This window comes from Pedobacter sp. L105 (assembly GCF_009765875.1).
Taxonomy (GTDB): domain Bacteria; phylum Bacteroidota; class Bacteroidia; order Sphingobacteriales; family Sphingobacteriaceae; genus Pedobacter.
In genome coordinates, this window is record NZ_LMUP01000014.1 from 14,152 (window position 1) to 40,714 (window position 26,563).

21 protein-coding genes and 1 riboswitch are annotated in these 26,563 nt (G+C 40.6%); of the genes, 9 read left to right on the forward strand and 12 right to left on the reverse strand.

Annotation, left to right across the window (positions count from 1 at the left end; all coding sequences use genetic code 11):
- Positions 1–83: 83 nt before the first annotated feature.
- Complete coding sequence (locus tag GSQ84_RS23095; protein ID WP_158799747.1) at positions 84–455, forward strand: response regulator transcription factor; 372 nt, start codon at positions 84–86, stop codon at positions 453–455.
- Positions 456–476: 21 nt separating this feature from the next.
- Entirely contained in the window at positions 477–1,343 is an 867-nt protein-coding gene (locus tag GSQ84_RS23100; protein WP_158799748.1) for an aldose 1-epimerase family protein, read from the forward strand.
- Here GSQ84_RS23100 and GSQ84_RS23105 read toward each other — a convergent pair.
- Both GSQ84_RS23105 and GSQ84_RS23110 read right to left on the reverse strand, forming a co-directional pair.
- Complete coding sequence (locus tag GSQ84_RS23105; protein WP_158799749.1) at positions 1,340–3,238, reverse strand: CocE/NonD family hydrolase; 1,899 nt, start codon at positions 3,236–3,238, stop codon at positions 1,340–1,342. The two genes, GSQ84_RS23100 and GSQ84_RS23105, sit on opposite strands and share 4 nt — an antisense overlap.
- Positions 3,239–3,299: 61 nt before the next feature.
- A complete protein-coding gene (locus tag GSQ84_RS23110; RefSeq protein WP_216849020.1) occupies positions 3,300–5,042 on the reverse strand; it encodes a DNA integrity scanning protein DisA nucleotide-binding domain protein in 1,743 nt (580 codons plus the stop codon).
- Between the two features lie 170 nt (positions 5,043–5,212).
- Between GSQ84_RS23110 and GSQ84_RS23115 the strand changes: the two genes are divergently transcribed.
- Both GSQ84_RS23115 and GSQ84_RS23120 read left to right on the forward strand, forming a co-directional pair.
- Positions 5,213–6,445: an MFS transporter gene (locus tag GSQ84_RS23115; protein WP_158799750.1), complete on the forward strand. Its 1,233-nt coding sequence runs from the start codon at positions 5,213–5,215 to the stop codon at positions 6,443–6,445.
- Positions 6,446–6,468: 23 nt separating this feature from the next.
- A complete protein-coding gene (locus GSQ84_RS23120) occupies positions 6,469–7,959 on the forward strand; it encodes a gluconokinase (RefSeq protein ID WP_158799751.1) in 1,491 nt (496 codons plus the stop codon).
- A 28-nt stretch (positions 7,960–7,987) separates the two neighbouring features.
- On the opposite strand, the gene GSQ84_RS23125 is transcribed toward GSQ84_RS23120, so the two are convergent.
- The 3 genes from GSQ84_RS23125 to GSQ84_RS23135 form a co-directional block, all read right to left on the reverse strand.
- Positions 7,988–8,683, reverse strand: a complete 696-nt coding sequence (locus GSQ84_RS23125; RefSeq protein WP_158799752.1) for a hypothetical protein — start codon at positions 8,681–8,683, stop codon at positions 7,988–7,990.
- 298 nt (positions 8,684–8,981) lie between these two features.
- The gene (locus tag GSQ84_RS23130) at positions 8,982–9,212 is read right to left on the reverse strand and encodes a hypothetical protein (protein WP_158799753.1); all 231 of its coding nucleotides are present in this window, start codon (positions 9,210–9,212) and stop codon (positions 8,982–8,984) included.
- 113 nt (positions 9,213–9,325) lie between these two features.
- Positions 9,326–9,709: a patatin gene (locus GSQ84_RS23135; protein WP_158799754.1), complete on the reverse strand. Its 384-nt coding sequence runs from the start codon at positions 9,707–9,709 to the stop codon at positions 9,326–9,328.
- 195 nt (positions 9,710–9,904) lie between these two features.
- Between GSQ84_RS23135 and GSQ84_RS23140 the strand changes: the two genes are divergently transcribed.
- On the forward strand, positions 9,905–10,705 hold the full coding sequence (locus tag GSQ84_RS23140; protein WP_158799755.1) for a response regulator transcription factor: 801 nt from the start codon (positions 9,905–9,907) through the stop codon (positions 10,703–10,705).
- Here the strand turns inward: GSQ84_RS23140 and GSQ84_RS23145 are convergent.
- Positions 10,702–11,238, reverse strand: coding sequence for a hypothetical protein (locus GSQ84_RS23145; protein WP_158799756.1), 537 nt, complete (start codon positions 11,236–11,238; stop codon positions 10,702–10,704). The two genes, GSQ84_RS23140 and GSQ84_RS23145, sit on opposite strands and share 4 nt — an antisense overlap.
- Before the next feature lie 143 nt (positions 11,239–11,381).
- On the reverse strand, positions 11,382–12,206 hold the full coding sequence (locus GSQ84_RS23150; protein ID WP_158799757.1) for an alpha/beta fold hydrolase: 825 nt from the start codon (positions 12,204–12,206) through the stop codon (positions 11,382–11,384).
- Between the two features lie 162 nt (positions 12,207–12,368).
- Between GSQ84_RS23150 and GSQ84_RS23155 the strand changes: the two genes are divergently transcribed.
- Positions 12,369–12,605 carry a hypothetical protein gene (locus GSQ84_RS23155; protein ID WP_158799758.1) on the forward strand — a complete coding sequence of 79 codons (237 nt, stop codon included), beginning with the start codon at positions 12,369–12,371 and terminating at the stop codon, positions 12,603–12,605.
- Between the two features lie 15 nt (positions 12,606–12,620).
- Here GSQ84_RS23155 and GSQ84_RS23160 read toward each other — a convergent pair whose 3' ends face one another.
- The gene (locus GSQ84_RS23160; protein WP_158799759.1) at positions 12,621–15,611 is read right to left on the reverse strand and encodes a glycoside hydrolase domain-containing protein; all 2,991 of its coding nucleotides are present in this window, start codon (positions 15,609–15,611) and stop codon (positions 12,621–12,623) included.
- A 290-nt stretch (positions 15,612–15,901) separates the two neighbouring features.
- Here GSQ84_RS23160 and GSQ84_RS23165 point away from each other — a divergent pair, with 290 nt between their 5' ends.
- On the forward strand, positions 15,902–18,073 hold the full coding sequence (locus tag GSQ84_RS23165) for an ATP-binding protein (protein WP_158799760.1): 2,172 nt from the start codon (positions 15,902–15,904) through the stop codon (positions 18,071–18,073).
- Here the strand turns inward: GSQ84_RS23165 and GSQ84_RS23170 are convergent.
- Entirely contained in the window at positions 18,070–19,242 is a 1,173-nt protein-coding gene (locus GSQ84_RS23170) for a DUF418 domain-containing protein (protein ID WP_158799761.1), read from the reverse strand. The genes GSQ84_RS23165 and GSQ84_RS23170 overlap by 4 nt on opposite strands.
- A 135-nt stretch (positions 19,243–19,377) precedes the next feature.
- Positions 19,378–19,478: riboswitch (SAM riboswitch) on the forward strand.
- Between the two features lie 59 nt (positions 19,479–19,537).
- Between GSQ84_RS23170 and GSQ84_RS23175 the strand changes: the two genes are divergently transcribed.
- Positions 19,538–20,695 carry a cysteine desulfurase family protein gene (locus GSQ84_RS23175; protein ID WP_158799762.1) on the forward strand — a complete coding sequence of 386 codons (1,158 nt, stop codon included), beginning with the start codon at positions 19,538–19,540 and terminating at the stop codon, positions 20,693–20,695.
- On the opposite strand, the gene GSQ84_RS23180 is transcribed toward GSQ84_RS23175, so the two are convergent.
- Positions 20,692–21,948 carry a DUF2252 domain-containing protein gene (locus tag GSQ84_RS23180; protein ID WP_158799763.1) on the reverse strand — a complete coding sequence of 419 codons (1,257 nt, stop codon included), beginning with the start codon at positions 21,946–21,948 and terminating at the stop codon, positions 20,692–20,694. The genes GSQ84_RS23175 and GSQ84_RS23180 overlap by 4 nt on opposite strands.
- A gap of 158 nt (positions 21,949–22,106) precedes the next feature.
- On the opposite strand from GSQ84_RS23180, the gene GSQ84_RS23185 reads away from it, so the two are divergent.
- Entirely contained in the window at positions 22,107–23,531 is a 1,425-nt protein-coding gene (locus GSQ84_RS23185; protein WP_158799764.1) for a DNA/RNA non-specific endonuclease, read from the forward strand.
- Between the two features lie 62 nt (positions 23,532–23,593).
- Here the strand turns inward: GSQ84_RS23185 and GSQ84_RS23190 are convergent, their stop codons facing one another.
- A complete protein-coding gene (locus GSQ84_RS23190) occupies positions 23,594–24,601 on the reverse strand; it encodes a glutamine synthetase beta-grasp domain-containing protein (RefSeq protein WP_174238689.1) in 1,008 nt (335 codons plus the stop codon).
- Between the two features lie 438 nt (positions 24,602–25,039).
- Positions 25,040–26,521 carry a PAS domain-containing protein gene (locus GSQ84_RS23195; protein WP_158799765.1) on the reverse strand — a complete coding sequence of 494 codons (1,482 nt, stop codon included), beginning with the start codon at positions 26,519–26,521 and terminating at the stop codon, positions 25,040–25,042.
- Between the last annotated feature and the right edge of the window lie 42 nt (positions 26,522–26,563).

The following is a 26,563-nucleotide window of genomic DNA, read 5'->3' on the forward strand; positions in this document are numbered from 1 at the left end:
TAGGGTAAAATGTCACAAAAAACTTAAATTCGGAACAATGTTTGCACACACAATGAGATTTTAATATTCACCATAAAATAATTATGAAGAAAAGAATACATGTTTTAGAAGACGATCAGGATATTAGATACATCATTGAATTTTTGTTAAAGGACGAAGGATACGAATTACAACTCTCTTCTACTTTTGCAGAACTGAAAAGTAAGCTGAATGATGCTTTGCCTGACTTGTTTATCATTGATGTAATGCTGCCTGATGGTAATGGAATTGAAATCTGTGATGATTTAAAATCCGATATGTTTACCAAACATATCCCGGTTATCGTAATGTCGGCCAATCCTGGCAGTAAAGAAAAAAGTGTAATAGCTTCTGCTGATGATTATATCAGTAAACCTTTCGACCTGGACTATGTAGTAAAAAGAATAGACAGGTTATTAAACAAACAAGCCGTATAATTTTAATCCTGGATTCAGCACATGATCTCACTGGAAAACGAACATATCAGCGTAACTTTTGCAGAGAAAGGTGCTGAATTAACAAGTATTAAAAGTAAAAGCACAGGGCTCGATTATCTATGGAAAGGCGATCCGGCAATCTGGGGTAAACACAGCCCTGTACTTTTTCCTATTGTAGGCGGACTTAAAGACGATACTTACTATGTGGAGGGAAAAGAATACCATCTTTCCCGCCATGGTTTTGCCAGGGACCATGATTTTGAGGTTCAGCAGGTGAGTGAAGAAGAATTGTTATTCACGCTTTGGAGCAGTCCTGATACTTTAAAGGTTTATCCTTTTGAGTTTAAGCTGAGTTTGCGCTACAAAATATTTGGCGCTTCAGTATCCTGCACCTATGAAGTGGGGAATCCCGGAAATAAAGATCTTTTATTTTCTATAGGCGGCCATCCGGCTTTTGCAGCTCCGCTAACTCCTGATACTACCTATGAAGACTGTTATCTGGATTTCGCGGTAGACCAATCGGTAATTTACCATAAAATTGATAATAACCTGATCAGCGATCAAACTGATAGCCTGCATCTGGACCAGGGTAAATTACCTTTAAAACATTCGCTTTTTTATAACGATGCCCTGGTATTTAAGCAACTGAAAAGTGAATCCATTACGTTAAGGAATACCAAAAACGAGCATGGATTACAATTCCGCTTCAGCGGATTTCCGTTTTTTGGGATATGGGCAGCTAAAGATGCAGACTTTGTATGTCTGGAACCCTGGTGCGGCATAGCTGATGGTATTTTTCACGATCAGCAGCTTAGCGATAAAGAGGGAATAAATTCTTTATCGCCAGGCCAGAGCTGGGAGCGTAGCTGGGAAGCCGAAGTATTTTAATCGGCTTTAATTACACTGAGTTTAAGGTGTGAGGCCTCATTGGTCTTAAAATATACCCTGTGGGTAGCTTTTTGGAAATCGGCTTCTGTAGCTTTATAAATATCTACAAACTTTTGTGGGTTGCGGTCTACCAGTGGAAACCATGAGCTTTGTACCTGCACCATGATCTTATGGCCTTTCTTAAAACAATGTGAGGCATCCTGCATATCAAATTTAACTTCTGTCACTTCTCCCGGAACCATCGCTTCGGGAGCGGAAAAGCTTTTTCTGAATTTTGAACGCATCACTTCTCCGCGTACCATCAGTTGGAAACCACCCATCTTTGTACCCGCTATAGGGCTGTCATTTGGTGCATCACCAGGATAAACGTCAATCAGCTTCACCACAAAATCAGCATCCGTACCCGTAGTGGATACAAAAAGATCTGCCAGCAGGTTACCTGCGATGGTTACATCATTATCCAGCACTTCAGTCTGGTAGACCAAAACATCAGGTCTTGTAGCGGCAAAACGCTGATCCTCATACATAAAATCACTGCCCCTGTCTATCCTGATCTCCTTGGTATAGGGAACGGGTTTGTTCGGGTCACTGATAAATTCATCAAAGCTATCTCCTGCTGCTGCTGGGGCTTCAAAAGACAGCTTTCCATTGGCATGGAAATACAGATTTTTCTCCTGTGCTTCCACGGGTGGCCAGGCAGAATATTTCTTCCACTGGTTGGAACCTGTTTCAAATATGGTAGCTTTAGGCAATTGAGGGTCTGTAGTACCTTTCAGATAATGGTTAAAAAAGGCAAGTTCAATCTGCTCGCGGAAATAAGGTCCTGTAGCAGAATGAAAACGAATATTCCCCAGGGCATCATTATCTCCCCTTGTCCAGCCGCCATGTATCCATGGGCCCATCACCAGGTAATTCGGGGATTTTGGCTTATTCTTTTCAATGGCACCAAAGGTTTTTAACGGCCCATAGAGATCTTCCTGATCAAATAACCCGCCTACGGTCATTACTGCCGGCTTAATATTTTTGAGATAAGGAACAGGGGTACGGGATTGCCAGAAAGAACTGTAAGACTCATTGTCCATCATTTCATTCCAGATCTCATTTTCGCCTTTAAAGTATTTTTCATTCGCATTCTTCAGTGGTCCCAGATTTTTATAGAACTCATAAGCATTGGGTGTACCATAAGCAGAAAAAGAAGGGGAGCTTTCTGGTGTAGGCACTGGCCTCGGTGCACCATAATAAGACAAAAAAGAGAACGTTCCCATCAGAAAAAATGCACCGTTATGGTGTCTGTCATCGCCCATAAACCAATCTGTAACCGGTGCTTGCGGTGAAGCTGCTTTTAAAGCAGGATGGGCGTCAATTGTTGTCATGGTGGTATAGAAACCAGGAGCAGAGATGCCCCATGTACCTACATTTCCATTGTTATGCGGAATATTTTTGACCAGCCAGTCGATGGTATCATAACTGTCAGAGCTTTCATCGATATCAGTTTTATTCTTTTTATGGGGGATATAGGGGCGGGTTGCAACAAACTTTCCTTCAGAAAGATACCTTCCCCTCACATCCTGGTAAACAAAAATATAACCTTCCCTTGCAAAAAGCATGGAGGGGCCTAAGCTCAGTTTATACTCGTTTTCTCCATATGGCCCGGCACTGTAAGGCGTACGGTCAAACAGGATCGGATATTTTTTAGTATCATCCTTCGGTATATAGATGATCGTAGATAATTTTATCCCATCCCGCATAGGGATCATTTTTTCCATCTTGGTATAGTGGTCGCGCACATATGCTGAATCTGCTTTTTGTGTCGCAGAGCGTTGTGCAAAAGCACCAAAAGACAGCATGGATATCGCTGCAGATAAAATATAAGTTTTTCCGGCTGAAGATTTCATAGGGCAAAATAAACATATTGTTTTAGTATATTTAATCCCCGGAAAAATATTTCTTAGCCTATCATTCTTTCAGGTAATATCCTGAATGCATATTTCTGTCGGGCACCAGGTTATTCCAGATCATTTTTACGCCGTCATCATCATCTTTATACTTAAACTCAAGCGTCCTGCGGAGCTTATTCACACTGGCGCATTCTTTCGGTGTCAAATAGAAATCGTTCTCCTGAAAAAATTCCATCAGGCGGTTAAAGTTTCTTCTTAAAAACTTATCTGCCTGAGAAAGGCTGGTTAAAGCCCTGATATGGCGTATGATTACAGAGTGTTTCACCTGTGGTTTAAGATCGGGGATCAGATCGATAATGCCATCTTCAGAAATAACCACCAGCACGGTCTGGGCTTTATTCTCCATATACTCATAATATCTTACGGCAGAATTATACCTTGCACCCCTAGAAGAATCCCCGTTTTCTGTTGCGATACCATCCAGGATTACCCCTATAGCGTGGCAGGTGCAGTCGGTATCAATCAATACAGCACCGTCGATAGATGTGATCTGGTGAATAATATCCTTATTAATCCTGATCGGTTTAATTTTAAAACACTGGCTGCTTAATCTCACTGCCTCTTTGTTGGCTTCAGAAGAGATAGCCAGGATAGTCCCATGTTTTTGTTTGGTGGCTTCTATGGTAATATCCCACAGCGTATTCAGCCTGCTCTTATCAATTCCGGTGAATAATCTTTTCAGGTTGGAATAGAACTTTTCCCTGCTGATTTTCTCATTGTAAAGGTCGGGCATCCTGAAAGCCACGGCGATCATGATGTTCTCATGGTGCACTACTTCCCAATGAAAATGTTTAGTGAAATTAACAATAAAGAGCGACTCATCATGGTGGTTATATTTACCTGTCAGCTGGCAAAGGCCATAGATCAGTGCCGAATCGCAAAGGATCAGCTGTTTGTTATCTGCCAGTTCCAGGAACTTACGTACTTTTCTGAAATCTTTGATATGAATAGGCTTTTCCAGTTCCATCGTAATTTTCACGTTTTGATGGTCTTTATGGGCAATCACCATTTTTCCAAATCCTTCGGCACCTTCATACTTTAACGAAGAAATGGTATTACAGGCATCAAATAAAACGTGTAGTCCATTCGGGTTCTGTCCGGCCATAGAAATGGTGGTCATAAAATGATGCCCTGCCTTACTCACCAGTTCATCCCTGCTCTTGTTCAGAACATTAAAGTCCGATTGTGATTTTGCGGTCAGCGCATTTGCACTGGCATCCAGAAAAACGTTGATCACACTTTCTATAAAAGAGCGGCTTAGCTTTTGCCCGGACGAATGCCTGTCTTTGGTCAGGTAATAATAGGTATTCAGAACCCTTTTATTCAATTCTGTCACTACATAGACCAGGTAACCCTCAATATATACCGGGAAAGAGATGAAATTCTCATTGTCTTTTCCATTTACATGGCTGCGCAGTGTTTTTTGTACTTCAGTAGTATAGGTCATATTTAAATGACCCATATTATCATTGTCGGCAGGCGGCTGTTCCTGCTGGATCTGGAGGTTGTACTGCAGGGAAAGGGCCTTAACGGAAATAAAATCCTTAACTGTATATTCATCGTCCGGGCATTCCAGTACAATTGCCGGGCGTTCCCTGTCTGGTTTAACCAATATCCCAATCAGGAAAATCTTTGGGGAGAGTCTTTCGTCCAGGGAATTAAAAAGTTCTTCTGCAGCCAGCTGTAAAGAGATCTGGCAATGCTGCTGATGTTCCCAAATTAAATGATCATTAACATTCATAGCTGCTATCGTATTTGTTCTAGTAGATATTTTGCTATATTTTCTGTTTTTTAGGAGAATGACTATGTAACAAAGATATTTGAAGTTTTCAAACAGAAATGTTAAAGAAGGTTAATTAAGAAAATTTAACTTTACTACATTTGCGGCTTCAAAAATTCAAATATCAATTAATGGCACCATCCAAATATTCCAAATCAGCACTGGCCGCAGCTATCCTGGTTGCATCCTTAGGCTATTTTGTAGACATTTACGATCTACTGTTATTCAGTATCGTTCGTGTTCCGAGTTTAAAATCACTAGGCCTTACCGGTACACAGCTTACCGATACGGGCATTATGCTGCTCAACATTCAAATGATGGGCTTACTGATCGGCGGTATATTCTGGGGAATGCTGGGCGATAAAAAAGGCCGTCTATCTGTATTATTCGGCTCTATATTTATCTATTCTATTGCTAATATTGCCAATGGTTTTGTGCATTCTGTAGGGGCTTATTCCCTGTGGCGTTTTATAGCCGGCCTGGGCCTTGCAGGGGAGCTTGGGGCAGGTGTTACTCTGGTAGCAGAGCTGATGCCAAAGAATAAAAGAGGTTATGCTACTACAATGATCACCGGTATAGGTGTATTTGGGGCATTGGTGGCCTACAACGTTGCCGAAGCTTTTGAATGGCGTACTTCGTTTTATATTGGGGGTGGTTTAGGACTGGTTTTGCTTTTACTGCGTATAGGTGTTGCCGAATCCGGCATGTTCAGCGAATCTAAAGATGCTTCCAACAGGGGTAATTTCCTTGCCCTGTTTAAAAATAAAGTTACTTTAAACAGATATTTACGGTGTATCCTGATCGGCATTCCACTGTGGTTTGTAGTAGGGGTGCTGATTACTTTTTCACCAGAGTTTGGTAAAGCATTGGGCGTACAGGGAGATGTAAGTGCGGGGGCAGCAATTGCCTGGGCTTATGGCGGAATCGCAACAGGCGATATCCTGGGCGGGCTGTTAAGCCAGTGGTTAAAAAGCCGTGTCAAAGTGATGTACCTGTACCTTACCATTTCAGCTATTGCTGTAGTTGTTTATTTTACCCTGCATGGCCTGAGCTTGCAGCATTTTTACTGGCTGTGTGGTATCATAGGGGTTACCTGCGGATACTGGGTAATTTTTATGACCATTGCCACCGAACAATTTGGTACCAATATCAGGGCTACCGTAACCACCACCGTTCCAAACTTTGTACGTGGGGCCGTAGTACCTTTAACCTTACTTTTCCAGTTGCTTAAACATGGATTTAATGGCTCCGTAATTTACTCAGGAGCTACCGTTGCAATGATCTGTTTTACCGTTGCCTATCTGGCGCTGAGCAGGATGAAAGACACCTTCTCCAAAGACCTGGATTACGTGGAAGAATTTTAATCAACTTGACTAACAGCATAAAGATGAATTATATCCTTGGAATTGATATCGGTACCGGAAGCACCAAGGCAGTAGCCGTTGGCGCAGATCACCTGGCTTTTGATAGCAGCCAGAATTTTTATCCCACTGATATCCCGCATCCTGGTTATAGTGAACAAAATCCTGAACTGATCTGGCTGGCCTTTCAGCAATGTATACAGGCGATCGTGCTGAAGCTGCAATCAAACCCGCAGGCCATTGGTTTAAGCAGTGCTATGCACAGCGTGATTCCCGTGGATGAATACTGTAATGCCCTGGCACCGATGATGACCTGGGCAGACAGCCGGAGTTCGGGCATAGCCGACCGGTTACTTGCTGGTTCATTGGGTATGGACCTGTACAAAACTACAGGTACGCCTGTCCATTCGATGTCGCCTTTGTGCAAAATCATCTGGATCAGGGAAAACCAGCCTGAATTTTTTAAAACGGTACACAAGTTCATCTCTATTAAAGAATATATCTGGTACCGTCTGTTCGGTACTTTTGAAATTGATCATTCCATCGCTTCCTGTACCGGATTGATGGAAGTAGAAACTTTAAACTGGAGTCTCGAAGCATTAACTGCCGCAGGAATTACTGCTGCTCAGCTATCAACTTTAGTGTCTACAGCTTATGTCAAAAAATATTCGGGTTCGTCCCTTCCTTTCCTGGAACAGGGAACCCCTTTTGTAATAGGTGCGAGCGATGGCTGTATGGCCAATCTGGGTACCGGGGCAATCACACCGGGCATAGCCGCATTGACCATTGGCACCAGCGGCGCATTACGTGTGGCCAGTGATAAGGCTGTTTTTAACGAAAAAGCAATGACCTTCAGTTACCGTCTGGATGAAGATATTTTTATCAACGGAGGACCTGTAAATAATGGAGGTATTGCGCTGAAATGGCATTTGAAGAACATGCTGGGAAAAGAAGAACTGACCGGAGAGGATTTCTCCGCTGCCCTAAGCCGTATAGAAACGATTACGCCCGGGGCTGAGGGTTTGATATTTCTGCCTTATTTGCAGGGGGAGCGGGCGCCGATATGGGATTCAGGGAGCTGCGGTACTTTTTTTGGCCTCAGGTTAACCCACCATCAGCCTCACTTTACCAGGGCTGTAATAGAAGGTATCTGTTTTGCCCTAAATGATGTATTACAAGCGCTGACAGCCTCCGGGCAGCCTGTCACACAGTTAAATGTAAGCGGGGGATTTGTTTCTTCTAAACCATGGCTGCAGATCATGGCAGATATTACAGGGAAAAAGCTTGTATTAGCCACAGCAGAAGATGCTTCGGCAGTAGGTGCAGCTTATCTTGCGGTTAAAGCTATTGGTCTTTCGGCCGTTTATCCTTTACCAGTCAAGGGGGAAGAAACTACTATCCTGCCAGATGAAGAAAATCATCAGCACTATCAGACCTATTTTGGCCTGTATCAAAGGTTATATCAGAATTTAAAGGGATTGATGCATGAAGTGTTTGATCTGCAAAGCAAAGAATAAACCTCGTTTTGCAGATCATAACCTGAACTTATTGCTGGTGTACACCGTTATACGCCTCAATAAGTGATTGAATGGCTTTAACGTCAAAGTTGTCCATATGCTGAATACGGTTTACCAGGTCATTATCGTCAGACATTTTGTCTAACAGGGTAGTTTTAATGTAGTTATAGTTGGCGTCAGAATTATAAGGATCAGGAGTAATTTCCTGCATATCGCCGAAACCTGGTTTTTCAATATAATATAAGGCATGTCTGTCCTGTTGTGGCTGATCATTCCTTCTTCCCCCTCCGGTTACAAAACTGAGGCCTCCGCCAAAACCAATGCCGCTTCCAAAACCTCCTGTGCCAATACCCAGACCTATAGAGGGCATTACGCGTACGCGGCTGCGTTTTGGCTGTTCAGGCCCGGCATGTCCGCCCATAGAATATAAATTAATGGCACCGCCTTCTACCAGTTTAAAAAAACGGAAATCCTGTTTTTTATGAATCACGAAGGGCATGCTATAATACGTTTCTCCATTCCATAAAAACTGCTTGATATCCTTCGCATTAAACAGCTTCACCTCACCGTCATCGGTTTTGATGCTTACAGAAATAAAATCCGTCCCCTGTATAGTTCCTCTAATGAAATTGCCATCTTCAATGACAACGGCATCCTGTGCAGCGGCGGTTAAGGTAATGATAGAGAAGAATAAAAAAACGGCGAGATATTTTAATGATTTCATTTGTGTGGTGTGTCTTTTTTATGTGTGTTGTTTCCAGCCATCAGGCTTATCTTTGATGATTAAACGATGACGATTTTCATTCTATTGGAGGGTTAAAGCTCATAATGGTTTAATTCCATCCTGATATTTATTTCTGAGCAAATAACGTAAATACTTGCCTATATGTTGTTATACCTGGCTCACATATTCTGCTAATTTAACAGATTTAACATTTTAAAAGGGAAGAGGCCAAAATAAAGCGGTTAAACAAAAAAAGCCCCGCATAACCGGGGCTTCTTAATTGATAGTGTTAGTTGAATTATTTTTTCTTAACCGGTGCGGTTTTCTTCACTACCGTAGTTTTTGCAGTGGACTTTGTTACCGTCTTATTGGCTTTATAGCGCATATCAGGCGTACCATCTTTTTTCAGTACCTGCTTGTTCGCTTTATACCGCATGTCTTTAGTGCCGTCTTTTTTAGTTTGCGCGAAAGTTCCTGTAGTAGTGAAGGCCATTACAGCCAGCAACATCATGATCAATAGTTTTTTCATATGGTTATTTTTGTTTTTTAACAATTTCATGTGGTCCTAAATTGTTTTAAATGAAGCTAGGAAAGATTTATCGAAAAAACAACAGCAGTCGATAAATACTTCAGATCCGCTGTTCAGGCCAGGCCTTTTTTATGCAGCCCAAGGTAATACAGGAAAAAAAGCCCGGATATCAGCTCAAATGCACCAGCTAATGCGGCTATTGGTGCAAACAGACCGGTACAGATACTGGCAAAAATAGCTATCGAAGCGCCGAATTTTTGAAAAGACGACCATAATATGGCCCTCGAATCAAAGGAAGAAGTCAAATTGGCGTGTATGAGCATGCCCCCAAATATGGCAATGAACATACCGATAATACCAAAAATTTGTATGGTCGCTAAACTGACCTCGGCGCCTAATAATCTAAGTAAAAATGCAGGGGCCAGGATCTGGGTTACGCCGGTGATTAATGTTACAATAGAAATGAGAATAATGATCGGATGAATTAGATTTTTCATAAGATTATCTTTTAGTTCCAGTAATACAGTAATATACTCAATTGCCTATTAAAAAGATGTATTTGAGTCAAATAAATGTTTGCACGAACAATATTTCGTGTTATCTAACCAGTATTTCTTAAAAATAAAATAGTTATTTGTTGTCATTTTTTATATAACATTTTTGTTATATTTATGTGTAAACGTCTGACTATCATGACTAAAACGCTCTCAAAAAACAAAAACAGCTGGTTAAACTACCTCCATAGGTTAAAGGACAAAACGGGGGAAAAGGAAAAATTGGAACTCACCGGTTTTGATGATTTTTTTAATGCAAACGATTTTGCTCATTCGTTTTTGCTGCATAGTATTCCCTTTGTTTATTTATTGGATTATCAGCGGGGAACGTACATCAATATGTCTGAAAATTTCGCTGGTTATAAGGCAGATCTCTTCTTAAAAGGAGGTATCCATCACCTGTTGGAAATCTATCATCCTGATCATTTTCAGGTGTTCGACAGTGAAATTTTCCCTGGCAGGCTGCAGATCTTAAAAAATATCAAACCCCAGGAGCATCAGAATTATGTGTTTACTTATAACCTCTGTATTAAAAATAAAGAGGGGAAATTTGAAAACTTCTTACAGCGCAATTGTTTCCTTTCGGATGAGATAGGGAACCCTCTTTTTAGCATGGGGATACTAATGAATATTGATCACCATAAAAATGGAAATTCTGTGGTGCAAACCGTAGATAAAGTAGATGCTTATGGCTTAATTGAAAATAAGGCTGTATTTAAACAGATTTTTTACCTGAATGAAGAAGATAAGTTATTCTCTAAAAGGGAAAAGGAGGTTTTATTATGGATGGCTGATGGGTTGAGTAGTAAAATGATTGCCAATAAACTCAATATCAGTGAAAATACCGTTGTTAACCATCGCCGCAGTATGCAGGATAAAAGCAATATGCCCAACGCCACTGCACTGGTTAGTTTCGCTATCCGCAGTGAGATTATTTAGTGCAGTATTTTATGCATGAGCAGTCCTGAACTGATGCCCCAGTGGATTTTATCGATGGTAAATGGCCCGAGATCTTTATAGCCGTTTTTGCAAAAGTTGGCTTGCTGATTTCCCGGGGCCTCGATATCAATCACCAGATCTTCTATCTGACGTTCACGGCAAATCATTTCCCTGGTAAAAAGCAGGTCTTTTCTTAAGCCATTTCCGCGGTAATTGGAACAAACCTGATCTCTGGAAAGGTGGGCTATAGGTTTGTTTTTTAAAGACGGTGGAACCAGGTGTTCAATGATAGGGTAGTATGGATGAAATGAGATGTTGTCAAATAAAGTAAGCCTTCCTGCGGCAATAATATCTTCTCCATGAAAAGCGGCAAAATGCCTGGAATAGGCATCCATTTCATCCATCCAGCCAAAGGGGTACTTCTCTCGTGTAATGATGCCCTTATCCTGTCTGCAGGTTACCCTGAGGTTAAAAATCTGAAACATACATTCTCTTTCTTTTAAGTCAACCTCCCGGATGGTAATTTCTTCCATATTGAATGTATTGCGTATAAATTTTATTATAAAAATAAAGATATTCCTAAATTGTAAATGTCTTTGTGTCAAATATTTGTGTTATATACGGAATATTTCTTTAAAAGGATTGGAGGGTAAGGGATAATTGCAAAAATATAAGCTTATTTAAACATTTCCTCGGCGTAATCTGCCATCACAGAATTAAATGCATCTGGCTGATCTACATTTACCAGGTGGCTGGCGCCGGGTATTTTAATGATATGGTCATTCCATATATTCAATATGGCATTGTCCAGATAATTTGGGTCAACTATTTGTTCGTCTTTACCAAAAATCATTAGAATGGGGTTTTTTACATGCTGTAACAGTAAAATTTCATCACTATAATGTTTTTGCTTAATACTGCTGTTCAGGTAAGATCTGAAAGGGAATTTTACCCGGTAATAATCTTCAACAAATTCTTCTACATCATTTTCATTATTAGTTAGCATCTCCTGGGCAGCGAAAGTCCGGACGTCATCTTCCTTAGATTGATCAGTTAACGCAACGAAAGTGTGGGTATCTGGTTTGGCAAATTTATCGATCGTGTACTTTCTGCCAATTACACTGGTTCCGGCAAGCACAATGCCATCAGGCTCAATATTAAAATGGAGCATCTCTGCAACGATGTTTGATCCTAAAGAAACCCCCGACAAAATATAAGGTGAATCGCCAACTAAAGCGGCTACGGCAAGTGTCATTACAATGGCCAGGCCTGGCATGGAATAATCATCTTCCGGCTGTGGAGAAGCCTGTGAATCTCCATGAGCAGGAAGATCAAAAGCAATTAACCGGTAATCTTTAAATAAAGGGCTTTCAAGCTGTTTCATCCATGTTCTGGAGGAAATAGAGTTGCCATGTATAAAAAATATAGTGTTTAACGCTGTTTCATTTTTAATCAGGTAAGAAATTTTTATATTAGAAACGGTGATCGTCTTGCGTTGCATGTTTAAATGTAGTGATAATTCTTTTAAAAGCAATTAATATGGGAATTTATTGGGTATTATTTGACTCAAATTGGGTATGGTATGACTATGGTATTATTATGTATAACATCGTTTGTTGCTTTTTGAATCGGTATATTACCAAACAATTAAGAAAATAAGATTATGATAACAATAGGCTACGTTGAACCGGGACATGAAGAGCAATTTAGCGGAATGTATGATGACTATGTATTGCTGCCTTTTGGTAAGCTGAATACGATCAGTACATTGGATGAAGCGAAGGATTTTATTAAACTGGAAAATGCAAAAGCAAAACCTGAATGGCCATTTAATTCCCGTACAATTTATATTTTTGAAGATGAATTGGTTATAGGTAATGTAAGGCCTAAAAAGAATTAAAAATACTATTACTGGTTACTGAATAATCAGTAACCAGCCTTTTCCTGCAGGTACATTAATTTCCTGTCCGTCTTTAAAAACTGCAGCCGACTGGAAATTTTTTATTTCTGGTGCGGTGATCAGCGCTTTTTCTTTATTGATCCCAAGCGCCAGCCAGTCAATCGATAATTTAATGTCTGTATCTTCTTTTGCCCAGCTGGCTATAGAAACCAATACCTTTTTGTCTTTTTTATAAATTGTTGCCAATACAGCCGGGTTGTCTGTTTTTACCGGATTATTATCTACCCAATAGCCAATCATATGGCTACCCTGGATACCAAAATTATCCCAGGTTTTCCAGATAGGCCTTGGATCTGCATTATCGCTCCAGGGCATACGGTTGGTCATGCCATAGAGCATACCGCGCCATGGATTACCTCCGTTTTGCAACATTTCTCCCATCAGGCCAAATGGAATGCCTGATATTTCAGTTAAGAAGAAATCGGGGCCGTTCTTTTCGTAATCAAACTCTTCACCAAACCATAAACGGTTCAGGTAGGGGAAGTGTTCCATGTAAAGGTTTGCACTGTTGTTAAAACCATCATTCTTATTGTATTGGTTGGCAGAATGCAAATCAATGATTCCCGGGTGACCATCCTGTGTAAGTATTCTTTTAATGCGTTTCATGGTTATCCGGTCGAAGGCTACATCATCGAGATAGATACCGTCAATACCTACATTTTGTACCAGCCAGTTCATTCCTTCCACATAATAATTATGCCAGCGGCTCATGCCGCTGTTTACAATAGCAGCGTCTTTAATTTCCGGGACATACCATGCGGCAATATAATCGTCTTCCAAGTGTTCCTGTAACCAGGAATAACCGCCGCCTTTGCCGGTCGAATAAATCTCATGTCCCAGGCTGCGTAGCGGGAAAGTTTCATAGGCGCTGTTTGATACCTCACGTACGGTATTGTAAATTTTAACCTTCAGGCCTTTTTGGTGTGCTTCGTCAATATAAGCTTTCATTTCACGATGGGTAATAAAAGGATAATTGATATAAGGATTGATAGGAGTGGCATGGTGAATGTTCACTATCGTTGCTCCTGTGGCTTTAATGGTATCCAGGTTATTGTATTTATGGTAAAAACGGTTTGACCATTGAAAATCGGTGTTGATGGTATGAAAAGGTGTGATCAGTAGATTAAAGTTATAATATAAGGTATCTCCCTTTTTCATTTCCCGTTCCCCGCTATAGTTCTCGGAAAGGATGGACTTTCCTTTTTCCATAATCGTGATGCCTCCTTTGCCATTATTGCCCCATGACGTGGGCAGTACCAGCGGTTTTTGAAGATAAAAATTGGTGTTCAGCGGGCGTACATATTTTTCATCCCTCAGGGAATATTGAAGGCCGGCATTTACGTCGCCTATCCATGCGCCGTCCTGGTTCTTTTTAGCTACATTCCATTTCCAGTTTACGGTATCTGCACGATAGCCGCCTTTATAACCAAGGCCCATCAGGTATTTGGATGCTGCTTTGGTAAAGGGGATATGTAATTTAATATCATCCAGTTTCACATCCTGCAGGGCTATTATTTTGACAGTATAAGACATGAAACCATCAAATTCCAGTGCGGCGTCAATCTTCATTGTTAATGCATCGGAGGTATTCACTGCGCTCCATTTCATTGTTCCCGGTTGTTTCTCTGTAAACGTGATACCGGTATTGGTAAAGCGGATGTCCTTATGGGTAGCGGAGCTGATCACGTGAAAATGGATTGCCTCCACTAAAATATTCTTGGGAGTGGCCGAAAGGCTGGTCATTTCAGGGCTAAAGAACGTCTGGATCTGATCAGGAAATCCGCTTGGATTGATGAGGATCTTTCTACCCAGCAGGCTGATGGTGTGGTCGTTTAATTCCAGCGGCAGATAAGGTTTAATTACATCGTTCTGCTGTGCCAGTTTGGAGTTCAGCCAGGTTAAGCGGGTTTGTTTCCATGGTTCATCGATTCCTCCATTTTTTTTCTGTTGCTGATTGATGCGCAATGAAATTTTCACTGTTGTCGAAGCGGCATTTGCGGAATGAACGGTTGCTGTGCCTGTGTATATTGCCGCTTTAGTTTCTTTGGGGATATTCACAAGGCACCAGAGTGGTTGGACGTCTTCTTTTTTGATGTTCACCACCTTGTTTAAAGGAGATTGATCGTAGCCTGTGCCTGTGGTGTTGAGGCAGGATATCAATCTGGAAGAAATTGTATGGCCCGCCTGATCTTTTAAATCACTGAATGTTACACTTACTTGCTGCAGGTCATTAACAAAAGGATAAATGCCCAGCTGAAAGCTAAAATTTTCTCCTCTGTCTGCTGCGTCGCTAAAGGATAATAAAAGCCCTTTTTTTATCCAGCGCTGCGGAAGGTCGTGTTTCATTTTTACGGGGTGCATACGGTCTTCAGGGAAAACCAGATAAGTCTTACCTTTATGACTGTTCAGCAGGTTTTTTACTTCAGCCTGGGTAGCAATTACCTCCATCGGATAAACGCTGTTCATGGCATTAACGGATTCAAAATACCTGAATTGTGCGCTTGTAGGATGGCTGATGTGGTCCAGCCAGGTTTTTGATGCTGTTTCCTGTTTTTTAAGATATACTGCCTGGGGATAATTTGCGCTTGCCTTTAGCTGATAAGGCAGATAATAGATATAATATAATCCCGGTCCGGAGCTGGGTTCAAATAAAAGGGTAGCTGTTTCCCGGGATAGCTTTTCTGTTTTTATGTTGAAAATGCGGTGGTTATCTTTGGCTGCGATGATAATAATCTCATCATCACTGTGAAGATCATGTCTGCGCCAGTTGAGTGTAATCCTTGCTGCTCCACTGCTTTTCAATACCTGTACTACTGCACGCTGATTGCCTAGTGAATCTGGGTTCCAGCTGTTATTCCCATCTTTATATAATTGCTGGGCATTGGTTGTGCCCAGGTATAAATTGAAAAATATGGCCGCAAAGAGAAATATCCTGATGTTAGTCATTTTATAAAGATATTATATTTTAGGCTAAAGGTTCAGCTAAATTTTTATGATGTGGGAACTAAAGTGCTGATTAAATTGCACATCATGTTACCTTCTTTTTAAAACATATCTTATTTATATATGTTATCGTAAAACACTGTCTTAATTAAAATAATCGTTTAAACTCTTATTTTTTAGAGCCTCGCTGTTTACTGGCATTTTCCTTGATCCTTTTGTGGTGTGGTAATTTGAGTAATATTATACCTATTTCCCCAAAAAAGGGCGTTCCGTATTTAAAACCAGGTGCTTATATGAATTCAGCTGTTAGAAAGACTCCAATCATACGTTACGCATTAATTGTTTCCCTGATCGTTATTTTATTCACTACTGCTTTTAGTTTGTACTTATATTATAGGAAAACAGAACGCGTGCGCTATAATGTTGATCAGATGATCCTGGCCAGGGAAAGCACAGCAATGATTGACAGTTGTTTGATTAATCTTTATAGCGCCGATAATAGCAGCCGTTTATATACCCTGACTGCCGATGATAAATATTTCAACCAATTTGCTAACGAGATAAAGTTTGTGGACCGTGCCATCAATAGATTGGATGATAATAACAGGTCTGCATTAAAAGAAATTAAAGTCAACCATTTAATCGTTGAAAAAACCCGGCAAACTGAAAACTATACCAAGCTTAAGCTCTTATCAGACAGTTTATTAACCTCCGCAGGAAGAATAAACATTGTTGTTGAAAAGCGTAAACAACCCCTGACGGCACGTATTCGTAGCAGGGTGAGCACTGAAGTTAAGATTGATACGGTTAAATCTGTGATTAAACCTGCACCCAAGAAAAAGTTTTTCGGAAGAATTTTTGCTGCCTTTTCTTCTAAAAAATCTGATTCCCTGCATCGAAGTGAATTGGAGCGAAAAAAATCTCCTACGGTTGTTGAAAAACATATCATCACCAGGGTAGAGACCGTACCTGCTGTTCCTGCGGTAGCAAGCAGCTATCAAAAAAATTATCAGCAGTTACTTAAGGTGAATAATGATCTCAAATTGGCTGAGCAGGAAATGTTAAAGATCAATAACAGGCTGATCACTCAAATTATTGCCGGCTTAAACCAGCATAAACTCACAGAACAAATCCAGATTAATACGAGGAAAAGTGAGTTGAACAATGGTCTGCAGGATGTGGTATTCAAATTTAGAAGATTATCCAGTTTGATTTTCCTTTTTTTATTGGCTATGGTGTTGATTATTTTATATAACGTCTGGAAAATTTTCAGGAATGAACAGCATATTATCAGCTATGGTGAAAATGCTGAACAATATGCCCTTTCCAAGAGTGCTTTTCTGGCTAGTATGAGCCATGAGATCCGTACGCCTTTAAATTCTGTCATCGGTTTTTCAGAACAGCTTAGTCAAAGTCCGCTGAATGAAAGTCAAAAAGAACAAATGAATGCCATCAGCAGTTCCTCTAAATTGTTGCTGGAGGTGGTCAATGAAATATTGGATTTCTCAAAATTTGAGACAGGTAAGATGAATTTTGATCCCGTTCCATTTCTCGTATATGCCACTTTGGAAGAAGTTTGTAACAGCTTAAGCCCACAAGCAGAAAAGAAAGGTATTCAGCTGGAGATGGAATTAAATCTGGATAAAGGTCTTTGTTTGAGCGGTGATTGCTTCAGGTTAAAACAGGTAGTGCTTAACTTGTTGAGTAATGCGGTAAAATTTACGGCAAAAGGTAAAGTAAAACTGACGGCTTCAGTTACTGCAGGTGAGGACGGATTCAAAGTGTTGCATGTACAGGTTCGGGATAGTGGGATAGGTATCACCAAAGAAAACATTCCATTGGTATTCAGTGAATTTGCACAGGTGGCCTCTGCGCAGCAGGTTTCGTCTCAAAAAGGCACAGGTTTAGGCCTGGCGATCTCCAAAAAAATTGTTGAACTGCAGGGAGGGACTATTAGTGTGTCCAGTGAACTTGGTAAAGGTTCCCTTTTTAGTTTCCATTTGCCTTTTGAGATCAGTGATGAAGATAGTTGCAGAAAAAATGAACAGGCAGATCATACACTTTTGCATCACGATCTTAATGGAAAACACATTTTAATTGCTGAAGATAATAGCTTGAACATATTGTTGTTAACCACGATTCTCAAAAAGTGGAAGATCACTTTTGATACTGCCAGTGATGGGAAAGAGGCCTACCTGCTTTTTGAAAATAATAATTATGACCTGGTACTCAGTGATGTTGAAATGCCCGAAATGAATGGTGTTGAATTGTCTATGCTGATCAGGTTATATCACGAAAGGGAAAAAGCCGATATTCCTATACTGGCGCTAACGGCTAATGTTTTAAAAGAAGACAGGGATAAGTATCTTCAGGCCGGTATGAATGGGGTCGTATTAAAACCTTTTTCTGAAAAGAACCTGCTTGATAATATAACGGCAGTATTAAAAAGCAGGACCGTCTGTTAGGAGGGAACCTTCTTTTTGATAGGCAGGCGTTTGCCATAAGTCAATTGTCTCCATATCCATTCTATAGGGCCATAGTTGTAATAGGTGAGCCACCATTTGCTAAAGAACAGCTGAAGGATGTAAATCACAAGGGCAATACCTATGTAAAACCAAAAAGGCATGGTATTAAAAATCCCCAGGCCGATATTTAAAAACAGGAAAGCTGCAATTACATTTTGTACGATATAATTGGTCAGTGTCATTTTTCCCATGGCTTGAAGGTTATGAAAAAATCCTTTTAGCTTCCCGTTAATATATAACAGGCATATGCCCGAAGCAATGGTTAGCATGGTACTTAAAATAATCAGGTAGCGGGGTTTGAAATAAGTAAACTGAAACTTTAAGCTCAGCGCATAAAGTAATCCTGCGTTTAACAAAATAGCAAGAGCCAGGCAAAGCCAGAATATTGTTTTTAGCTGTTTTTTAAACTCAGCCAGCCTGTCAAAGAAATTGATACGCTGTGCGCTAAAGCCCAATAACATACAGGCAAACATGACCATTCTGGCAATGATGGCATATGATGGACTCAACATCTCTGTGTAATAAGTGCCTTTCAGGTTCATCAAAAAAACGTCTAACCAGTTATGGCTATAAAAGAGGGGCAAGACATGGCTGTTAAAAGCCTTTTCAACGTCATATAGATTCAGATAAGTAAGATAAGCTGCTAAAAAAGGTACGATCACTATCAGGATTATGCTCAGCCTAAAGGCAGTTTTGGCTGTGCAGCGATGAAAAAATAATAGCAGGAGCCCCAGCAATGCATAGTCTTTCAGGATATCGCCAAACCAAAAGGAAGAGTTGATAAAAGCAATTACAAAGAGCCAGAACATCCGTTTTAAAAAAAATAAGACTGGATTGTTGCCTTTTGTAGCAACATTATTCATTACAATGGCAAAGCCGTAACCAAACAAAACACTGAGCAGGGTCCAGGATTTTGCAGCAAAAAAATAAAAATTAAAATATTCTAATACCGTTGATATCAATTCCGGAGGATGAACAAAGGTTTTACCAAAACCAAAAAAGTCGCTATAGTTGCCCAATACTACACCGAGAAGCGCCCATCCACGTAAAATATCTACTATAACTGTTCGCTGATTTGCCTGAATAGGTTGTACAATAATTGTATCCATAAATAAGTTTTTCTTTTTCTTTTACAAGACTCTAGTTTACCTAAAATGTTGCAGAATAAATTATTTTAAAATAATGTATACTAGTTTTGTAGTCTTTTTGTATATTTGTCTTATTAAATAGTTCTTACACTTATTTACTTATCCAGAAAGACTGAGGGAAAGGCCCTGCGACGTCTTAGCAACCTATAATATTATAAGGTGCTAAATCCTTCCGCTAATTAGCGGATAGATAAGATCTTCCATCCCCGTTCTCTCTGAATAAGTTTTTTTTTAATCACCCTTTAAATTGATGGAAATGAGAATTTATCTTGACAATGCTGCTACCACTCCTTTAAGTATAGATGTTTTTCAGGCTATGCAGCCCTACTTTTTTGAACATTTTGGTAATCCTTCATCCGTACATCATTACGGGAGGGAAGCTAAGAGGGCTTTAGAAGAATCGCGCGAAACAATTGCTGGCTTATTGAATACCTCTCCTGATCATATTATTTTTACTTCCGGAGGCACCGAAGCAGACAATACTGCTATTTTATCTGCGATAAGAACGGACAGGATTAAACTCGCCATCACTACGCCTTTTGAACATCATGCGGTATTAAATACTTTGAAAACACTGGAAAGAAATGGTGAGATCAAACTGGTATACCTGAAACATGATGAAAAGGGTAATCTTTCTCTTCCGCATTTGGATCAACTGCTTTCTGCAGGAGAAAAGACTTTTGTTTCTGTAATGCACGGAAATAATGAGGTGGGAAACTTAAATGATATTCACGAGATTGCAGAAGTCTGTAGCAGGTACGGTGCTGTTTTTCATTCAGACACCGTACAAACCATGGGACAATACCAATACAATACAAAAGAACTTAAAGCCGATTTTTTAGTCGGTTCTGCACATAAGTTCCACGGGCCTAAAGGAGTTGGCTTTTTATATAAACGTTCGGCAGAAGTGATCAAACCTCATATCAGTGGTGGTTCACAGGAAAGAAGCCAGCGCAGCGGAACAGAAAATTTAACCGGTATCGTAGGGCTTGCTAAAGCCATGGAACTGGCCTATACCAATAGGGACAACTATCATCACCACATCAGCCGGTTGAAAGAAAGAATGATCAATCAGTTAGCCCATCAAATTCCAGGAGTAAAATTTAACGGAAATTCAGCACATCCTACGCTGAGCCTGTCCACTGTACTGAGTGTTTCCCTTCCTGGTTTGGGAACCGGAATCTCCTTACTGGATTACCTGGATGAACATGAGGTGTGTGCCTCTGGCGGTAGCGCCTGTAATAGCCGTTCAACTTCAGGTTCTCATGTATTAAGTGCCTTGGGTACTGATTTTGACCGCAGTACAGTAAGGTTCTCGTTCAGCAGGTACAATACTGCCGAAGAAATTGACTTTGCTGCAGAAAAACTTGGCGACCTTTATGTAAAGGACAGGTTGTTTACCCTGGCGTCTTAAACTGATGCAGGAACTTTTTTTTCCAGCACTTCGGGGGAGGTTTCTTTAATGGCAAATTTACCTTCCCTGTAATCTAATAAATACCGGAAATAATCCCTGGTTACCGTATTGCTATATTTTTGCGCATAATTGATCAGTGGTTCCTGCCAGGAGGTATCTTTTCCAAATGCTGAAAGGTCATCAATAATAGCAGAGCCCTGGATGCCGCCGCTTCTTAATTGTGAAGATGCCGTTAAAGTGGCCATATCATCAATTACCTGGTAAAGGTCGCGGTATTGATCGCGAATCATTTTAAATTCAATAGAGTCTTTAACCGGCTGTAGTTCCTGGATCACGTAGGCATCCCCTCTAAAAACTGTAGTACTGAGCAGGGAAGGGGTTACGTTTTGCATGCGGTGCTGGATGGTTGCAATCCTTTCTGCGTTAGTATTCCAGGCTGGTTGTTTGACAGTTATAAAAGGGCTGAGGGAAGAATCCAGCGATTGTTTCATATCGATCAGCAGGTATTGATTATTGGTATTGGTGCTTTTTAGTAAAAACAAATAGCGTTTTACACCGATACTGCCCGTGCCTGCCAACCGGAACACACAGCTTTTTACTTTGTAATTGTAAGGACCGTCGCTACTGTTTTCAATCCAATTCGCAATATGTTCCTTCAATTCTTTTTTTAATTCTTTCTCTACTTTTAGGTGACGTTCGTCTTTCAGGGATAAAACCAGTTTTCGCTGTTTTTTCTCAGTTCGTTTTTCCAGCAGGTCCCTGGCTTTACTTTTTTCTGCTGCAATCAGGAAGTCGCGTACTATTCCTTTAGCTGTTCTGGGCTCAATACTCACCGATTTCCCTTTCGCTAAAGTGGCCGAATAGGTTTTAAGGAATACCTGCGCCATGTTCCTGGCTTTTTCGGGTTCTATTTTCAGGGTTTCAAAAGCGATAAAAATGCTGGACAGTAATCTCACCAGCTCATAGGATGCCGGTGCCAGTAAGGCTTCATCAAAATCATTAAGATCGAAATATACCAGTTTATTTTCTCCGCGGTAACTGCCGAAATTCTCCAGATGGAGGTCGCCGCAGATCCAGGCCAGGGGCGAGGGAGGTAAATCTGCACTGCTGCATTGCAGGTCTTCATAAAAAAGGTCGCACGTGCCGCGGTAAAAACGAAAAGCGTTTTCAGTCATTGCTTCATATTTATAGGGCAGGGTTTCTGCCAGTAATCCCTGGTTGGAAGCGATAAGACGATCTGATAATTTAGACATAGGTTAGGGGTGGTGTAAATATTAGCCTTATAAGCGTTAATAAATCAAATAGTTTTAAAATATGGATTTATTACGCATAAACAGCGGTGTCGGATTTTATCAGTATGATTTACAAATTATTTTTAATCTGTTAGCTTTGCGCTAAACTTCAATTATTCATGAATTCTAAAACACTACTGGTACAAATTACTTTAGTTGCCTCGGTTCTTTATCATAGCAGTTGTCAGCAGACAGCACCTCAACATATAGTAAATACTTCAGTTCAGTCGGTGATTACCGAAACACGCCATGTAGCTTCGGTGAATAAACAAGTTAGGCCTATTACTGAAAATTTTGAGCAGGCACAGGCAGCTAAACCGTCTTATGCCGCTGCTGCGGTTACCTTTGGCAGCGGACGTTGGATTCTGGACGATGCACTCCTGGCTTCAGGAAAAACAGATGCGCAGCATGATGGACATGCTATACGTATACGTAACGCTGGAAGGCTTAGTATGGATTTTGATATTCAGGGAGTTACAGGCCTAAGTATTAACCATGCCGTTTATGCCAGTGATGGAACTTCTTCATGGCAATTATGGGCTTCTGAAGATGAGGGCAAAACTTATGAACAGGTTGGCGAAACGGTGATCAGTACAGATCATGAACTGCAGCTGGCTTCTTTTAAATTAAATGGCAGCCATAAAGTACGTTTTGAGATCAGGAAGATCAGCGGTGGTAAAAACCGGATCAATATTGATGATTTTGTTTTGTACAGAGCTGACCATATGACTGCTGCTGCACCTGTTAGTTCAGTGACAGTGGCGAAACCTCTGGACAACAATCGTACAGTTAACAACAGCAGCTTACTGCTGGGTAATCCAAGCGGCGCCACCAGCAGTACTGCAAATGCAGATAACTACCTGATCGATCATCAGTATTATGTGGAAAGTTATAACAAAACTAAAACAGAACCCAATTGGGTAAGCTGGCATATTGGTTCCGAAGACCTTGGGAGTACCGACAGGCTCAATAATTTCAGGCCGGATACCGATTTGCCGGGTGGATGGTATGAGGCCGATAACACCAGTTACAGGGGATCTGGTTTTGATAAGGGGCACAATTGCCCGAGTGGAGACCGTACCAGTTCAACAGCCGCTAACTCTTCCACTTTTTTAATGGATAACATGATTCCGCAGGCACCAAACAACAACCAGCATACCTGGGAGCATCTGGAAAGCTATTGCAGGGATAAGGTTAAAACCGGATATGAAGTGTATGTGATCATGGGCAGTTACGGAAGCGGGGGCACAGGGAAAAATGGATATGCAACCAGTATTGATGAGGGGAAGATCAATGTGCCATCCCATATCTGGAAGGTAGTCGTGATTTTGCCAGAGGGTGATAACGACTTGCAACGGATAAACAGCAATACATTGGTGATCGCCATTAATACACCTAATGATAACAATATTACTCCCAATTGGATGAATTACTTATGTACAGTAAGGGATATTGAAAAGGCTACAGGTTACCAGCTGCTGTCGGCATTGCCTCGGTCTGTACAGGATGTGCTGGAAACCAGGAAATTCAGCGGCGGAAACTAATGGCTGAAAGGCGGGGGCATCGGTACAAAAGATAGGGTGCCCATTGGACACCCTATCAAAGACTATATATTTGCAGATTTAACTGTTTTAATAATACGTGCAGCTACTTTATAAGGATCTGCAGCTGAGTTAGGACGACGATCTTCCAGGTAACCGTTCCATCCTTTTTCTACCGTGTACAAAGGAATACGGATAGAAGCACCACGATCTGAGACACCATAGCTGAAATCGTGAATAGAAGCAGTTTCATGTTTGCCTGTTAAACGCAAATGGTTATCAGCACCGTAAACTTCAACGTGTTCTTTGATTACCGGGCGGAAAGCTTCACAAATCGCATCATAAACTTCTTTTTTACCTGCAGTACGCAAAGTTGTATTAGAGAAGTTAGCATGCATACCTGAACCGTTCCAATCCAGCGTACCTAATGGTTTACAATGATAATTAATTGCAATCCCGTATTTTTCACCTATTCTTTCCAGTAAATAACGGGCTAACCAGATCTGGTCGCCAGCTTCTTTAGCGCCTTTGGCAAAAATCTGGAATTCCCATTGTCCTGCGGCAACTTCTGCATTGATCCCTTCAACATTTAATCCTGCATCCAGACAAGCATCTAAATGTTCTTCAACAATCTCTCTTCCAAATGCATTGTTAGCACCTACTGAACAATAATATGGTCCTTGCGGGGCAGGATACCCTGAAGCAGGGAAACCAAGTGGTTTATTGGTAGCGGGATCCCATAAAAAGTATTCCTGTTCAAAACCAAACCAAAAATCGTTATCGTCATCTTCAATATGTGCACGCCCATTTGACTCATGCGCAACACCTTTAGAATCCAATACTTCACACATCACCAGGTAAGCATCTCTTCGCTGCGGATCCTTAACGATATAAACTGGTTTTAACACACAGTCAGATGAACCTCCGGGGGCCTGCTCTGTAGATGAACCATCAAAACTCCAGTTTGACAGGTCTTCTAATTTCCCGCTGAAATCTTTCTCAATTTTTGTTTTGCTGCGCAGGCTTTGTGTTGGTTTGTAGCCATCCAGCCAGATATACTCCAGTTTTGCCATTTTTATTGTTTCATTTTTTTTAATGTAAATAATTTTTGCCTTCCCTTTAAAATAACACTGTAAAATCTGCTATTTTATAACAAAGTAAGGATGTCAATTGAATTTTAGATTTATATCGCCGATAATAGGGGTGAAACACTCCTGAAAAGAAGGAAGCTAAATCCATGGCGCTAATATCGAATCTTTTTGTTAAAAATTCAATTGAAAATTGGTTTTTTAGCAAGAAATATTCAATAATTATATGAATTCGTTTAGAATTACGTCCATATTCATGGAAATATTGAAATAAAATAGTGTTTTTTATTTCAGGGCATACAAATTAATCAAATCCCATATTTGGGATTTGATTAATTTGTATGGTTTATCAGAATTATTGTTGGATATGAAATTATAATACCGGTATGGAAATGTTCAATGTCCCGGTCGGTATATCATTTATCAGCGGCTGCTGGAAGGAAGTTCACTCAATGTATTTTTTAAAATTTCATGAGTTTGTTTGAGATCCTTGTTATTAGCGAGTAATTCTTTATTTGCTTTTGCAAATTCTTCTATGGCTTTGATCAGTGCTTCATTCGCTGCCTTTTGTTCAATTGCAGTTTGTTCTGACAATTTACGTGCTTTGACGATCTCAGTAACATCCTGCAACGAAACCATGATATGGTTTACCTCGCCGGCCTCGTCAATTAGCGGAAAGTAAGAAACGTTAAGGAAGAAAGAACGGTCTTCGGGCAAAGCTGGAAATACGACTTCAATTTCAGTAAATGAAACGGGCTCGCGGCTGTCAAAAACGTTTAACATCGGACCAGGATAAGCTTCAGTCACGTGGCCTGGAAACAAATCAAACAATGACATTCCTACTACTTCCTCTGCATTTTTCTCCCAGATATCCAGAATGCGCTGGTTCACTGTTTCTATGATTAAGTTTCTTCCCTTATAGATAACCATTCCCGCGGTGGAACTCATCACCATGTTTTCCAGTTGTTTTTCACTTTCTTCCAGCAGTTTTCTGGCTTTGATGTGCTCTGTAACTTCAGTGGCTACGATCATAATGCTTACCGTTGATCCTGAAACATCTTTCAGTGGCTGGTAGACAAAATTAAAGTAAACATCCTCTATAACCCCGTTCCGGACCAGTGTGGCCGACAGCTCATTTCCGTAGAACGGCTTTCCGGAAGTAAATACATCATCAAAAATCTGTAAATAAGGTTGTCCTTCCAATTCTGGCAGGGCATCTTTCATGGATTTACCGATCACACTATCGGTTTTACCCCAAACTTCGAGTATTTTTATATTGGCTATTTCAATGGTTAGTTCGCGACCGGTTAAAATGGCAATGGCCACAGGTGCATGTGCTATCAGCGACTGGTTATTGAAGTTCAATTGTGCGTGATGAATGGCAGTAAGCAGATCTTTTTCAGCTTCGAGTTTACCCTGCAGGAGTAATTCAATTTCATCCATCACAATGACGGCCAGTTTTTTAAGCAGCTCCTCTTCTTTTTCTGAAAAGCCCCTTACTTCCATACCCATCAGGCAGATTACGCCTATACTTAATCCATTAGCTGAAACGATGGGCGTTCCCGCATAGAATTTAAATCCATAATCAGCAGCCGAGGGCCCATCAACAGGGAAACAATGATCTATTTCAGGTATATTTTCAAATACCGTGAGCTCATTGTTCAGCAGCGTAATAGAGCACAGGCTATTACTTCTGGGAATCTTGCTGACAACATCGATTCCTACCTTTGTTTTGATAAATACATTTTCTGTGTCGATGAATGAAATCATCGCTACCGGTAAATCGAAAAATTGCGTGGCCACTTTGCCTATATTGTCAAAAGACTGTTCCGGAGGAGTATCAATAATCTGATAACGCTGAAGAGTTTCCAGCCGCTGCTGTTCGTTAGCTGGGATGTTATCCATGACAACCATTTTTTCCATAACCCTTTATTTCACACCTGGCTA